This is a genomic window from Streptococcus pseudopneumoniae, from assembly GCF_001068775.1.
In the GTDB taxonomy this organism is placed as follows: Bacteria; Bacillota; Bacilli; order Lactobacillales; family Streptococcaceae; genus Streptococcus; species Streptococcus pseudopneumoniae_N.
The window spans coordinates 1-12,503 of the sequence record NZ_JWAJ01000151.1 but is presented as its reverse complement, the minus strand read 5'-3'; the positions used below and the strand labels follow the sequence as shown (position 1 = coordinate 12,503).

Sequence of the window (12,503 nt, the reverse complement as noted above, 5' to 3'; positions counted from 1 at the left end):
TTTTTTAGCAAAAACATCACCTAGTTATACCAAAAAAGAAACCAAGACAAAATCTTAGTTTTCTTTTCCTTTAACTTGACTTGTTGCTATATCTTCACCAAACCATTTTTGGCTAATTTCTTGGAATTTTCCATCTTGATAGAGTTCCACAAAAGCTTGATTCAAATTCGCTAACAAGGCCTTATCAGCTGGTCTCACTCCAACTGCAAAAGACTCACTCTCAAAACCAGCTGGGAAAATCTCATACTGGTCTATAATCCCTTCCGTTTTAAGATAATAATTAGCGTAAACACGGTCAATTAAAAGAGCATCAATTCGATCATTTTGCAAGTCAATCAAGGCTTCATTAAAACTCTGATATTGGTTGGCTTTTTGATCTTTTACAATATTTTTTAATAGTTCCGGTTGGGCTTCGAAATCTATATAACCAGAGGAACCTGCTTGGGCTCCCAAAATCTTATTTTTCATATCCGAAACCGACTGGATATTTTGCGATTTTTTTGAGACGAGAACCTGCTGATTCTCCATATAAGGAATGGTAAAAGCTACCTTCTCACGGCGTTCATCTGTTGCGGAATAGCCGTTCCAAATTGCATCAATAGTGCCGTTTTGAAGTTCTGTTTCCTTCATATCCCAATCAATGGGTTGAAACTGTACCTTGAACCCCAGTTTCTCAGAAACAGCCTGGGCTAAGTCAATATCAAATCCGACATATTGGCCATTCTTTTCTTCAAACCCCATAGGAACAAAGGTATTGTCAAATCCAATAGTAATGCTTCCTTGTTGTTGGTATTTGTCCCAATTATCGACTTTGGGATCACTAGCTTTTTGCGTGCATCCTACTAGGAAAAAAGCAAGAAAGAATACCAAAACAAGTGTGATTTTCTTTCGATTCATAGATACCTCCTACTTAGGCTCTACTTTGAGAATCTGGTCAGCAATATTCTCTGCAAACTGGAGATCGTGAGTCACGACAATCTGAGTCATGCCTAATTCTCGATTTTGTAGGATCAGTTTTTCAACCTCGAGACGCAACTCTGGGTCAAGGGCTGAAGTTGGTTCGTCATAACCAATCACTTCTGGATCAATCATCATAGCGCGTGCTAAGGCTACACGTTGTTTTTGACCACCAGACAAGGAATAAGGATAAGCATCTGCATGAGCTTCGAGTCCTAGACGAGTGAGTAAGTCGACTGCCTTCTTCTTGGCATCTGCTTCAGACATCCCCATAGTCTTGATAGGTGATAAAATCAAGTTCTCCATAACGGATAAGTGAGGAAAAAGCTGAAAATCTTGAAAAACAAAACCTAATAAGTGACGCTTTTCAAGTTCATCCAAAGGTAAGGATTCTCCATTATAAAAAATCTCACCTGAATCAATGGTTTCAAGTCCAGCTAACATTCTAAGCAAGGTTGTCTTCCCACCACCAGAAGGGCCAACAATGGCCAAAATTTGCTTTTCAGGAATTGTTAAACTGAAATTGGATAAAATTTCTTTTTTTCCAAATTTTTTGCTGATATTTTTTAACTCTAACATGGATAACCTCCTATCTATAGTAGCTAAACTTTTTCTCAAGTTTCTTAGCTAGGATTGTAACGATACCAATCATAAGCAGATAGATAGCTCCTGCTAGAAACATTGGAATCAAGCTCGCATCACGATTGGCTGCAGTACGACTAGCTAGGATTAAATCTGAAATACCGAGAGCATAAACCAGAGAAGTATCCTTAACCAAACTCATAATTTCATTAAATACACTTGGTAAAACGATTTTAGTAACTTGAGGCAAAATGATGTATCGAACCGTATCAAGAGGACTAAATTTCAATACCTTGGCGGCCTCGTATTGTCCCTGAGGAATGGTTGCAATTCCTCCACGGAATATTTCTGCAAAGTAGGCCGCATAATTAAGCGTAAAAGCAATAATAGCTGCTGGCACCCGATCTAGTCGAATCCCGATACTTGGCAAAACATAATAGATAAAGATTAACTGCAAGAGCAATGGTGTACCACGCATTATCCAGATGTAAATGTCAATTATATAATGGAGGGGTTTCCAATGAACCTGTAAACAAAAGGCAATGATGATACCTAGAGGGATTGAAAAGAGCAAGACCAGTGCAAAGACCTGTAAAGTCATTGTCGCACCGCTCAATAAACTTGGTAATATCTCGAATAAATAAGACATAATCCACCTCCTAAAAATAATTGTTCCTATTATAGCATAAATAAACATAAACACAAGATATTTCTGAAATTTTCATGAATTTTAAATCATTCGCTATCAGATTCTGTAGAAAAATCACTATTTTTATCGAAAATTTTAGTTCTAAGACAAATACTTCAGATGTCACAAAATGAGAATAGATTCCTTCCGTTTCTCGTCAATTTCATGGTATAATAGATGCATGATGACAATAGTATTATTAATTTTAGCCTATCTGCTGGGGTCAATCCCTTCAGGACTTTGGATTGGACTAGCCTTCTTTAAGATAAATTTACGTGAACATGGTTCTGGCAATACTGGAACAACCAATACCTTCCGTATTTTAGGTAAAAAAGCGGGTATGGCAACCTTCGTGATTGACTTTTTCAAAGGAACCATCGCAACCCTGCTTCCCCTTATCTTCCATGTACAAGGAATCTCTCCTCTTATTTTTGGTCTCTTAGCCGTAATCGGACATACTTTCCCAATTTTTGCAGGATTTAAGGGGGGTAAGGCTGTCGCAACCAGTGCTGGAGTTATTTTCGGATTTGCTCCCCTTTTTTGCCTCTATCTAGCAGTTGTCTTCTTTGGAACTCTATATCTAGGAAGCATGATTTCTCTCTCTAGTGTTACTGCTGCCCTTGCTGCTGTTTTGGGAGCTCTAGTTTTTCCACTCTTCGGCTTTATCTTAAGTAATTACGATCTCCTCTTCACTCTTATTATCATAGCACTCGCGGGAATTGTAATCATACGTCATAAGGATAATATCAATCGTATTCAAAACAAAACTGAAAACCTAGTTCCTTGGGGGCTAAATCTTACCCATCAAAACCCTAAAAAATAGAGAAGATGATGGAACAAAAAATTGAAGTTTTCGCCAGAGTTTCATTTCAAATACTAAAAAACGAGGTCGGGATTTTTCCCAGCCTCGTTTGTGTTTATTTAGACTTGATATAGTTGATACCATCTGCCTTCGGTGCAACAGCTTTTCCAAAGAAGGCTGCTAGGACGACGATGGTCAAGAGATATGGTGCAATCTGCAAGTAAACAGTTGGAACTCCTTGTAAGAAAGGAAGTTGTGAACCAATAACTGCCAAACTCTGTGATAGTCCGAAGAAGAGACTTGAAAGCATAGCTCCGACAGGATTCCACTTCCCGAAAATCATAGCAGCAAGAGCAATAAATCCTGGTCCAACGATGGTCGTAACTGAGAAGTTAACAGAAATTGACTGAGCGTAGATTGCTCCACCGATTCCTCCAAGGAAACCTGAAATCACAACACCCAAATATCTCATCTTGTAGACATTGATTCCCAATGTATCAGCTGCTTGTGGATGTTCACCAACTGAACGAAGGCGAAGTCCAAAGCGTGTTTTGAAAAGGATAAACCATGCTAAGAATGAGAAAGCAATTGCAAGGTAACCAAGTAAACTTGTTGACTTGAAGAAGATATCTCCGATAACTGGGATATTAGCCAAAAGAGGGAAATCAAAACGTCCAAAAGTTTGCGTTAAGTTATCCGTTTGTCCCTTGTTATAAAGCACTTTGACTAAGAAAACAGCCAAGGCTGGCGCCATCAAGTTAAGTACGGTACCACTGACAACATGGTCAGCACGGAAATGAACTGTAGCCACTGCGTGAATGAGAGAGAAGATAGCTCCAACTAATCCACCAACTAGCAAAGCCAACCAAGGAGTTAATGCTCCCAAATCTTGTGCAAATTCAAGGTTAAACACAACTCCAGAAAAGGCACCCATAACCATGATTCCTTCAAGTCCAACGTTAACAACTCCACCACGTTCAGAGAAAACGCCTCCGATACTTGTGAAAATAAGTGGTGCTGAATAAATCAACATTGAAGAAACCATAAGGGTTAACATTGTTGTAATCGACATCCTTATTTACCTCCTTTAAGTTGTTTTCTTGGTTTGACAAATCGTTCGATGATGTAGTGAACGCTGACAAAGAAGATAATTGAGGCTGTAACGATACTTACAAGCTCTGATGGTACTTGTGCTGCATTCATACCAGGGGCTCCAACTTGAAGCACTCCGAACAAGAAGGCTGCAAAGAGAATTCCAATCGGTGAGTTTGCAGCAAGTAGACTTACCGCCATACCATTAAATCCGATTGCCAATGATGAACCTTGAACATAAACGTTTTGGAAGGTACCAAGTCCTTCTACTGCGCCACCAAGTCCTGCAAGGGCACCAGAAATAATCATTGATAGAATAATGGTGCGTTTCGCTGAAATCCCTGCGTATTCAGAAGCATTTGGATTGAGACCAACTGCACGGATTTCAAAACCGAGAGTTGTCTTCTTAAGCAAGAACCAGATAACTGCAACTGCAATGATGGCAAAGAAAATCCCAATATTCATACGAGAGTTTCCTGTTAACTCGGCAAGCCAAGGTGTTTGATAAGTTGCGTTTGCACTTACTCGGATTGATGAGTCTGTACTTTGCATGATATCTTTAGGGAAAGAGTGGATAAAGGCATTACTTGTATAGAGAACAATGTAGTTCATCATGATGGTTACGATAACTTCAGATGTTCCAAGATAGGCTCTTAAAATACCAGGAATGGCGCCAACAATTCCTCCAGCAACCAGTGCAATGACAACTGTCGCAAGAATCAACAATGGACGTGGCAAATCTGGATTCGAAAGAGCGAACCAGCCACTCATAACCCAACCAGCGAGTGCTTGTCCTGGAAGACCAACGTTAAAGAAGCCTGCACGACTCGCAACTGCAAATCCAAGAGCAATCAAGACTAATGGCCCCATGGCACGGAAAATTTCACCGATCCCACGAACACTACCGAAGGCTGTGTAGAACAACTCTTCATAACCCCAAATAGCATCGTAGCCAAAAATCCACATGACGATGGCTCCAAGCAAGATTCCAAGGATAACAGAAATCAAGGGAACCGAAATTTGTTGTAATTTTTTAGACATCACTCTTCTCCTTTTTCCAATTCACCACCAGCCATCAAGACACCAAGTTCTTGCTTGTTGGTTGTTTCTGGTGTTACGATCCCTTGAATCTTACCATCATGAATAACAGCGATTCTATCTGAGACATTTAGAATCTCGTCTAGTTCAAAGCTGACTACAAGGACAGCTTTCCCATTATCACGTTCTTGAATCAAGCGTTTGTGAATGTACTCAATGGCACCGACGTCCAAACCACGAGTTGGTTGGCTGACGATGAGGAGATCCGGATTTCGATCAATCTCACGAGCGATAATTGCTTTTTGTTGATTTCCTCCAGAAAGGGCTGAAGCTGGAACAATCTCGCTAGCAGCGCGAACATCAAACTCTTGCATCAATTTTTTTGCATAGTCAATGATATTCGTATAATTTAAAATTCCCTTTTTGCTAAGAGGTTCTTTATAGTAGGTTTGAAGAGCGATATTTTCAGAAATCAGCATTTCCAAGACCAAACCATCACGGTGACGGTCTTCTGGAACGTGACCAACGCTCAGTTCGGTAATTTGACGTGGATGCAATCCTACAATGGACTGGCCTTTCAATTCCACACTACCAGATTCAATCTTACGAAGTCCTGTGATAGCTTGAATCAATTCAGACTGACCATTCCCATCAATACCGGCAATTCCGACAATCTCACCAGCTCGAACATCGAGTGAGAGATTTTTAACAGCAGGAACGCCACGGTTTTCATTAACAACCAAGTCTTTAATGGACAGTACAACTTCTTTTGGTTGAGGTGCCTGCTTCATAGTTTTGAAGGAAACTGAACGCCCTACCATCATTTCTGCTAAGTCAGCGTTAGTCGCACCAGCAATCTCAACTGTTTCGATAGATTTACCACGACGGATAACTGTAACACGATCAGATACTGCGCGAATCTCATCCAACTTATGGGTAATCAAGATGATTGATTTACCTTCTTTGACCAGATTCTTCATGATGGCCATCAACTCATCGATTTCTGATGGCGTCAAAACGGCAGTTGGTTCGTCAAAGATAAGAATATCGGCACCACGATAAAGTGTCTTTAGGATTTCAACACGTTGTTGAGCACCAACAGAGATATCTGCTACTTTGGCTGAAGGATCCACAGCAAGACCATAACGCTCCGATAGTTCGTTAATTTCTCGAGTTGCTCGAGCAATATCTAGGACACCATTTTTGGTCAATTCACTTCCCAAAATGATATTTTCAGCAACTGTGAAAGCTTCAACCAACATAAAGTGCTGGTGAACCATCCCAATTCCTAAGCTAGCTGCTTTTGATGGCGAGTCTAATTTTACAACTTGACCGTTGACCACAATTTCACCACTAGTTGGTTCTAGAAGCCCTGCTAGCATGTTCATAAGAGTGGACTTCCCAGCTCCATTTTCTCCTAAAAGTGCATGAATTTCACCTTTACGAAGTTCAAGGTTAATCTTGTCGTTAGCGACAAATTCACCGAAAACTTTGGTAATTTCACGCATCTCAATGACATTTTCGTGTGCCATGTGCTCTTCCTTTCAGAGTTTTATTTTATTTCAATAAAACCTGCTAAAGAGATTTAGCAAGCTCTATTGAGACAAAACAATTTGTCTCAATTCTTAAAGAAGCGGCCACAGGCCGCTCCCCTAAGAAATGACTTTTATCTATTATTTTTCAGGAACTTTGATGCTGCCATCTAGGATTTTAGCTTTTGCATCTTCAACAGCTTTTTTACCTTCTTCAGAAAGGTTAGTTGTTACTAGATCAACCCCTTTATCCTTCAATGAGTAAACGATCACTTGACCACCAGGGAATTCACCTTTTTCTGCTTTATTTGCAAGGTCTTGAACTGTTGTTCCAACTTGTTTCAAAGTAGAAGCAAGTACGAAGTTTGATTCTTTACCATCTTTAGAAGTGTATTTACCTTCTTCTGCTTGGTCACGGTCTACACCAAGAACCCAAACTTTTTCGCTTTCATTTTTGCTTTCATTCAAAGATTTAGCTTCTGAGAAAACACCTGCACCAGTACCACCAGCTACTTGGTAAACTACGTCAGCACCAGCTGCGTATTGAGCTGCAGCGATTGTTTTACCTTTAGCAGCATCACCAAATGAGCCAGCATAGTCTACTTGTACTTTGATTGATGAATCGACAGAGGCAACACCTGCTTTGAAACCAGCTTCAAAACGTGAGATAACTTCAGATTCCATACCACCTACAAAACCAACTTGTTTTGTTTTAGTAGTTTTAGCTGCTGCGACACCTGCAAGGTAAGCTGCTTCATTATCAGCAAAAGTAGCACTTGCAACGTTCTTTTGATCTTTAATTACATCGTCAATCAAAACATAGTTTTTATCTGTATGTTCATTGGCAGCATCAGCAACTGCATTTTTAAGTGCAAAACCAATACCGAAGATCAAGTTGTAGCTTCCAGCTGCTTGGTTCAAGTTGTTAGCGTAGTCAGCTTCACTTGTTGATTGGAAGTAAGTGTAACCATTGTCTTTTGAAAGGTTGTGTTCTTTACCCCAAGCTTGAAGACCTTCCCAAGCTGATTGGTTAAATGATTTATCATCAACACCACCAGTATCTGTAACGATAGCTGCTTTAGTCTTCACATCAGAAGAAGATGCCGCGTTACGAGAAGAGCGATTACCACATGCAGCAAGTCCAAATGCTGCTACTGCAACTAGACCAAGGCCTAGCCATTGTTTCTTGTTCATTACTGAACCTCCTAAATAAGATGCGCAACGAAGTTGCAAGTATGGATTGATTGGTCACAAGGACCCTTGCCACTCAGAGAGTGACACAGACTATTGCAAGTCTGTAAAAGAATATGGAAGTAATTCCCCGACCGTCATCTCGACCGTCGATTTATCTTTGGCAACTAAAGTCACCTTTAGATCTGGTTTAAAAAATTCGACCATAACTTGGCGACAAGCTCCGCAAGGAGAAATAGGTTTCTCAGTTTGACCATAGACAATCAATTCTGAAAACTCACGTTGTCCTTCAGAGACAGCTTTAAAAATGGCTGTTCTCTCACCACAGTTGGTCAAGGGGTAGCTAGCATTTTCAATATTGCATCCTGTATAAACACTGCCGTCCTTGGCAACCAAAACGGCACCAATCGGAAAATGTGAATAAGGAACATAGGCGTTTTTACTAGTCTCAATCGCTAAGTCAATCAACTCAGTAGTCGCCATCTGCTAACTCTCCTTTTAAGATTGCTACACCAGCAGATGTTCCGATACGAGTAGCTCCAGCTTCAACAAAGGCTACAGCATCGGCATAAGAACGAGCTCCACCAGCAGCCTTTACACCCATATTAGGTCCAACTGTCTGGCGCATTAATTTAACATCCGGTAGGGTTGCACCACCTGTTGAGAAACCAGTAGAAGTCTTGACAAAGTCTGCTCCTGCTTTCTGGGCTAGTTGGCAAGCCAAAACTTTTTCCTCATCAGTTAACAAACAAGCCTCGATAATAACCTTAACGAGTTTGTCTCCGCTTACTTCAACAACTGCTCGAATATCTGACTCAACTAATGCAGCATTTCCTGATTTGAGTGCACCAACATTGATAACCATATCAATTTCGTCAGCACCATTTTGGATGGCTTCTTTGGTTTCATAGGCTTTGACAGCTGAAGTTGTAGCTCCAAGAGGAAAACCTACAACTGTGCAAACCTTGACATCAGTATCTACGAGTGCAGTTTTTGCATGCGAAACCCAGCAAGGATTGACACAAACACTGGCAAAATCATAGTCTTTAGCTTCAGATAACAAACGATTAATTTGTTCTTCTGTTGCATCTTGCTTTAAAAGCGTATGATCAATGTATTTATTTAGTTTCATTTCGTTTTTTCCTTAAATTAGGAGATGATTTCAATGATTTCACGCGTTTTGATCGCTTCATCACTTATCTTAATTTTAACATAATTTTGGAAATCTGTAACTAGTTCCGGAGAAATTTTCCCATTTGTATATACTTTTGCGACAATTTCACCCTGTTTGACCGAATCTCCCACTTTCTTCTCAAAAACGATACCTGTCTCATAGTCAAGAGCATCTGTTTTAACGGCACGACCAGCACCCAATCTCATGGCAAAAAGACCAAACTCCATGGCTGGAAGTTCTGCGATAAGTCCGTCTTCTTGAGCAGGAATGTCAACTACATGGTCAACTTTTACTGGACGATAGAGGTCTGCTAGGTCTCCACCCTGAGCTAGAATCATCTCTTCAAATTTCTTGAGAGCCTTACCGTTTTCAAGATGTTGCCTTACTTCCTCGATAGTTTTTTCAACATTTGCTAAAGATAGCATAATCTGGGCTAGCTCGCAGATAAAGTGGCTAATATCTTGACGTCCTTTACCTTGAAGAATTTCCAGTGCTTCTAGGATTTCTAAACGGTTACCAATGGCGCGTCCCAAAGGTTGACTCATATCTGTAATAACTGCTACTGTCTTACGACCTACAGCCTTACCAAGGTTTACCATGGTTTGAGCAAGTTGGCGTGCCTCGTCAACTGTTTTCATAAATGCGCCTTCACCGACTGTTACATCAAGTAAGATAGCATCAGCTCCAGCAGCAATTTTTTTACTCATGACCGAACTAGCAATCAAAGGAATAGTATCAACTGTTGCCGTCACATCACGAAGGGCATAGAGAAGCTTATCAGCCTTAACTAGTTGATCAGACTGACCAATAACTGAGACCCCAATTTCTTGAACTTGTTTGATAAATTCATCCTGACTTCGTTCAATCTGAAAACCTTTGATGGATTCTAATTTATCGATAGTACCACCAGTGTGGCCTAAGCCCCTACCGCTCATCTTAGCCACTGGGACATCAAAACTGGCTACCAAGGGTGCTAGGATTAAAGTTACCTTGTCACCAACACCGCCCGTAGAGTGTTTATCAACCTTGACACCATCTATAGCTGACAAATCAAACTCCTGACCTGTCTTAACCATATTCATGGTTAAATCAGAAATTTCTCTCGTGGTCATTCCTTGGAAGTAAACTGCCATGGCAAAAGCCGACATTTGGTAGTCAGGAACAGTTCCTGCCACATAGCCTTCAATCAACCATTGGATTTCGTTCGAACTAAGTTCTTGCCCGTCTCTTTTTTTCTGGATTAGATCTACTGCTCTCATTCTTTCACACTTCTAAGGATATAATATCCCTTATCTTTTTTTACAATCTCGCAATTGCCAAATACATCTTCCATCTTACTTTTGGCACTAGGAGCTCCTTGTTTCTTTTGGATGACAATAGTCAAATCTCCACCGTCTACTAAAAAGTCTATACTTTTTTCGATGATTTCGTGAACTACTTGCTTGCCTGCACGTATGGGCGGATTCGAAATGACATGGTTAAATTGTCCTTCTACCTGCTCATAAATATTAGACTGGAAAATAGTCGCTTGAACCTTGTTTTTTATTGCATTTTGCTGGGCTAAATCCAGGGCACGGTTATTGATATCCACCATAGTCGCCTGGGCATCATAAGCCTTAACCAAAGACAAGCCTATTGGACCGTAGCCACAACCAACATCAAGAATTTTTTCACCTTTTTGAACATCAAGACATCTTAACAACAACTGACTTCCGAAATCAACCATTTTTTTACTAAAGACACCTGCATCCGTCAAAAAGGTCATCTTTTGCCCAAGGAGCTCAACTCTAAGTTCATGAACATCATGGGCTGCATCTGGATTTTCTGCATAATACATTTTACTCATAGTTCTATTTTACCATAAAAATAAGTTATTTGTAAATCGTTTTCAAAGGTATCAAGCCCTTAAATCATGTTGGTAATTTCTCAAAGTAACTTCCACTTTCCTGACCAAAGTGGAAATTAGTCTAAAACGGATTTTTATGGTGGAATTAAGTGTGAGACGTTTGTGGTAGAAATGAGGCCTACTATGATCAAACATAAACACCTTACCCTTTCAGACCGTAATGATATCCAATTAGGTTTAGAGCGCGGTGAAACCTTCAAAGCTATCGGGCAACTTATTCTAAAAGACCCGACTACTGTTTCCAAAGAAGTCAAACGAAACAGACTAGTCAGAGAGTCTACGTGTGATAACCTCCCTTGTCCTTTACTTGCCAAAGCTCCCTTTGTCTGTAATGGATGTCCTAAAAGAAGACAAAACTGTGGCTATCAGAAAATCTTCTACCTCGCCAAACAAGCTCAAAAGCAGTACGAACAAACTCTTGTCGAAGCTCGTGAAGGAACTCCTCTTAATTCTCAGACTTTCTGGAACATGGATAAAATTATTTCTGATGGGGTTAAAAAGGGACAACACATCTATCATATCCTCAAAACTCATAACCTTGATGTTAGCTCCTCAACTGTCTATCGACACATCCGAAAAGGTTACCTGTCTATCGCTCCGATTGATCTTGCTAGAGCTGTTAAATTTAAAGAAAGAAGAAAAAATAATCTACCTTCCATCCCTAAAGAAGCTAAAAAAGGCCGTTCCTATGAGGATTTCCAAAACTATTTAGCCCTTAATCAACTAGACTCTTGGCTGGAAATGGATACAGTTATGGGCAGAATGGGAGGGAAAGTCCTACTCACCTTCAACCTCTCTTTCTGTAACTTTATCTTCGCTAGACTTCTGGTTAATAAAACTGCCCTTGAGGTTACCAAACACCTTTATAAAATCAAGAACACTCTTCACCAAGCGGACAAAGATTTCTTCCAACTCTTTCCTGTCATTCTGACTGATAATGGTGGAGAGTTTGCCAGGGTTGATGACATCGAAATGGATGTTCGAGGAGAGAGCAAGCTCTTCTTTTGCGACCCTAATCGCTCTGACCAGAAAGGGAGAATTGAGAAAAATCACACGCTGATTCGCGACATTCTACCTAAGGGAACTTCCTTTGACAACTTAACTCAAGAGGATATTAATCTCGTCTGTTCGCATGTCAACAGTGTCAAACGCGCTGCTTTGAATGGAAAGTCAGCCTATGAACTCTTTGCCTTTACTTACGGAGAAGAAATTCCTAAACTTCTCGGCATTTCTAAAATACCTGCAGAAGATGTCTGTCAGTCTTCTAAATTACTCCAACATAAAATCTAAAAACTAACCAAAAAACCCATTCAAACGTCTCATACTAACTTCCACCATAGCGGAACTTAATCTGAAACGCTTTCAGATGAGGGGATTTTGTGCGCTCTTTTTTCTATTCCTTTCGACTACAAAAGCGATGAAATCAAGCATGAGTAAAACCAGTGGAACTTACCCTGACACGGAATTCCACTGGTTTTTACAATTTTTATCAGACTAACTTCCACTTCTACTAGCGGTGGAACTTAGTTTGGGAATTTAGC

General features: G+C 40.3%; 13 protein-coding genes. 2 read left to right on the top strand and 11 right to left on the bottom strand.

Annotated elements, in window-relative coordinates; translation table 11 throughout:
• Positions 1-54: 54 nt before the first annotated feature.
• From ADF68_RS09650 to ADF68_RS09640, 3 genes are read right to left on the bottom strand one after another with little or no spacing between them, the layout of a single operon-like run.
• Positions 55-897 carry an amino acid ABC transporter substrate-binding protein gene (locus ADF68_RS09650; protein ID WP_049549628.1) on the bottom strand — a complete coding sequence of 281 codons (843 nt, stop codon included), beginning with the start codon at positions 895-897 and terminating at the stop codon, positions 55-57.
• Positions 898-906: 9 nt separating this feature from the next.
• The gene (locus ADF68_RS09645; protein ID WP_049549627.1) at positions 907-1,536 is read right to left on the bottom strand and encodes an amino acid ABC transporter ATP-binding protein; all 630 of its coding nucleotides are present in this window, start codon (positions 1,534-1,536) and stop codon (positions 907-909) included.
• Positions 1,537-1,546: 10 nt separating this feature from the next.
• Positions 1,547-2,188, bottom strand: a complete 642-nt coding sequence (locus ADF68_RS09640; RefSeq protein WP_049549626.1) for an amino acid ABC transporter permease — start codon at positions 2,186-2,188, stop codon at positions 1,547-1,549.
• 220 nt (positions 2,189-2,408) lie between these two features.
• On the opposite strand from ADF68_RS09640, the gene plsY reads away from it, so the two are divergent.
• Complete coding sequence (gene plsY / locus ADF68_RS09635; RefSeq protein WP_049549625.1) at positions 2,409-3,050, top strand: glycerol-3-phosphate 1-O-acyltransferase PlsY; 642 nt, start codon at positions 2,409-2,411, stop codon at positions 3,048-3,050.
• A 94-nt stretch (positions 3,051-3,144) separates the two neighbouring features.
• On the opposite strand, the gene ADF68_RS09630 is transcribed toward plsY, so the two are convergent.
• From ADF68_RS09630 to ADF68_RS09595, 8 genes are all read right to left on the bottom strand, one after another.
• Positions 3,145-4,101, bottom strand: a complete 957-nt coding sequence (locus tag ADF68_RS09630; protein WP_049549624.1) for an ABC transporter permease — start codon at positions 4,099-4,101, stop codon at positions 3,145-3,147.
• A gap of 2 nt (positions 4,102-4,103) precedes the next feature.
• Entirely contained in the window at positions 4,104-5,162 is a 1,059-nt protein-coding gene (locus tag ADF68_RS09625; protein WP_000038693.1) for an ABC transporter permease, read from the bottom strand.
• On the bottom strand, positions 5,162-6,691 hold the full coding sequence (locus ADF68_RS09620; protein ID WP_049549623.1) for an ABC transporter ATP-binding protein: 1,530 nt from the start codon (positions 6,689-6,691) through the stop codon (positions 5,162-5,164). The genes ADF68_RS09625 and ADF68_RS09620 overlap by 1 nt, the downstream gene beginning before the upstream one ends.
• Before the next feature lie 141 nt (positions 6,692-6,832).
• A complete protein-coding gene (locus tag ADF68_RS09615; RefSeq protein WP_049549622.1) occupies positions 6,833-7,885 on the bottom strand; it encodes a BMP family lipoprotein in 1,053 nt (350 codons plus the stop codon).
• A gap of 90 nt (positions 7,886-7,975) precedes the next feature.
• Positions 7,976-8,365: a cytidine deaminase gene (locus tag ADF68_RS09610; protein WP_049549621.1), complete on the bottom strand. Its 390-nt coding sequence runs from the start codon at positions 8,363-8,365 to the stop codon at positions 7,976-7,978.
• Positions 8,352-9,014 carry a deoxyribose-phosphate aldolase gene (gene deoC, locus ADF68_RS09605; protein WP_049549620.1) on the bottom strand — a complete coding sequence of 221 codons (663 nt, stop codon included), beginning with the start codon at positions 9,012-9,014 and terminating at the stop codon, positions 8,352-8,354. Before deoC ends, ADF68_RS09610 begins: the two co-directional genes overlap by 14 nt.
• A gap of 17 nt (positions 9,015-9,031) precedes the next feature.
• On the bottom strand, positions 9,032-10,315 hold the full coding sequence (locus tag ADF68_RS09600) for a pyrimidine-nucleoside phosphorylase (RefSeq protein WP_049549619.1): 1,284 nt from the start codon (positions 10,313-10,315) through the stop codon (positions 9,032-9,034).
• Positions 10,312-10,902: a class I SAM-dependent methyltransferase gene (locus tag ADF68_RS09595; protein ID WP_148131824.1), complete on the bottom strand. Its 591-nt coding sequence runs from the start codon at positions 10,900-10,902 to the stop codon at positions 10,312-10,314. The genes ADF68_RS09600 and ADF68_RS09595 overlap by 4 nt, the downstream gene beginning before the upstream one ends.
• 183 nt (positions 10,903-11,085) lie before the next feature.
• On the opposite strand from ADF68_RS09595, the gene ADF68_RS09590 reads away from it, so the two are divergent.
• Entirely contained in the window at positions 11,086-12,252 is a 1,167-nt protein-coding gene (locus ADF68_RS09590; protein WP_049548801.1) for an IS30 family transposase, read from the top strand.
• Positions 12,253-12,503: the final 251 nt, after the last annotated feature.

Coding starts and splice junctions, on each gene's coding strand:
- ADF68_RS09630 (WP_049549624.1), bottom strand. CDS start 4,101: ATGTCGATTACAACAATGTTAACCCTTATGGTTTCTTCAATGTTGATT.
- ADF68_RS09610 (WP_049549621.1), bottom strand. CDS start 8,365: ATGGCGACTACTGAGTTGATTGACTTAGCGATTGAGACTAGTAAAAAC.
- ADF68_RS09595 (WP_148131824.1), bottom strand. CDS start 10,902: ATGAGTAAAATGTATTATGCAGAAAATCCAGATGCAGCCCATGATGTT.
- ADF68_RS09645 (WP_049549627.1), bottom strand. CDS start 1,536: ATGTTAGAGTTAAAAAATATCAGCAAAAAATTTGGAAAAAAAGAAATT.
- ADF68_RS09590 (WP_049548801.1), top strand. CDS start 11,086: ATGATCAAACATAAACACCTTACCCTTTCAGACCGTAATGATATCCAA.
- ADF68_RS09615 (WP_049549622.1), bottom strand. CDS start 7,885: ATGAACAAGAAACAATGGCTAGGCCTTGGTCTAGTTGCAGTAGCAGCA.
- deoC (WP_049549620.1), bottom strand. CDS start 9,014: ATGAAACTAAATAAATACATTGATCATACGCTTTTAAAGCAAGATGCA.
- ADF68_RS09620 (WP_049549623.1), bottom strand. CDS start 6,691: ATGGCACACGAAAATGTCATTGAGATGCGTGAAATTACCAAAGTTTTC.
- ADF68_RS09625 (WP_000038693.1), bottom strand. CDS start 5,162: ATGTCTAAAAAATTACAACAAATTTCGGTTCCCTTGATTTCTGTTATC.
- ADF68_RS09600 (WP_049549619.1), bottom strand. CDS start 10,315: ATGAGAGCAGTAGATCTAATCCAGAAAAAAAGAGACGGGCAAGAACTT.
- plsY (WP_049549625.1), top strand. CDS start 2,409: ATGATGACAATAGTATTATTAATTTTAGCCTATCTGCTGGGGTCAATC.
- ADF68_RS09650 (WP_049549628.1), bottom strand. CDS start 897: ATGAATCGAAAGAAAATCACACTTGTTTTGGTATTCTTTCTTGCTTTT.
- ADF68_RS09640 (WP_049549626.1), bottom strand. CDS start 2,188: ATGTCTTATTTATTCGAGATATTACCAAGTTTATTGAGCGGTGCGACA.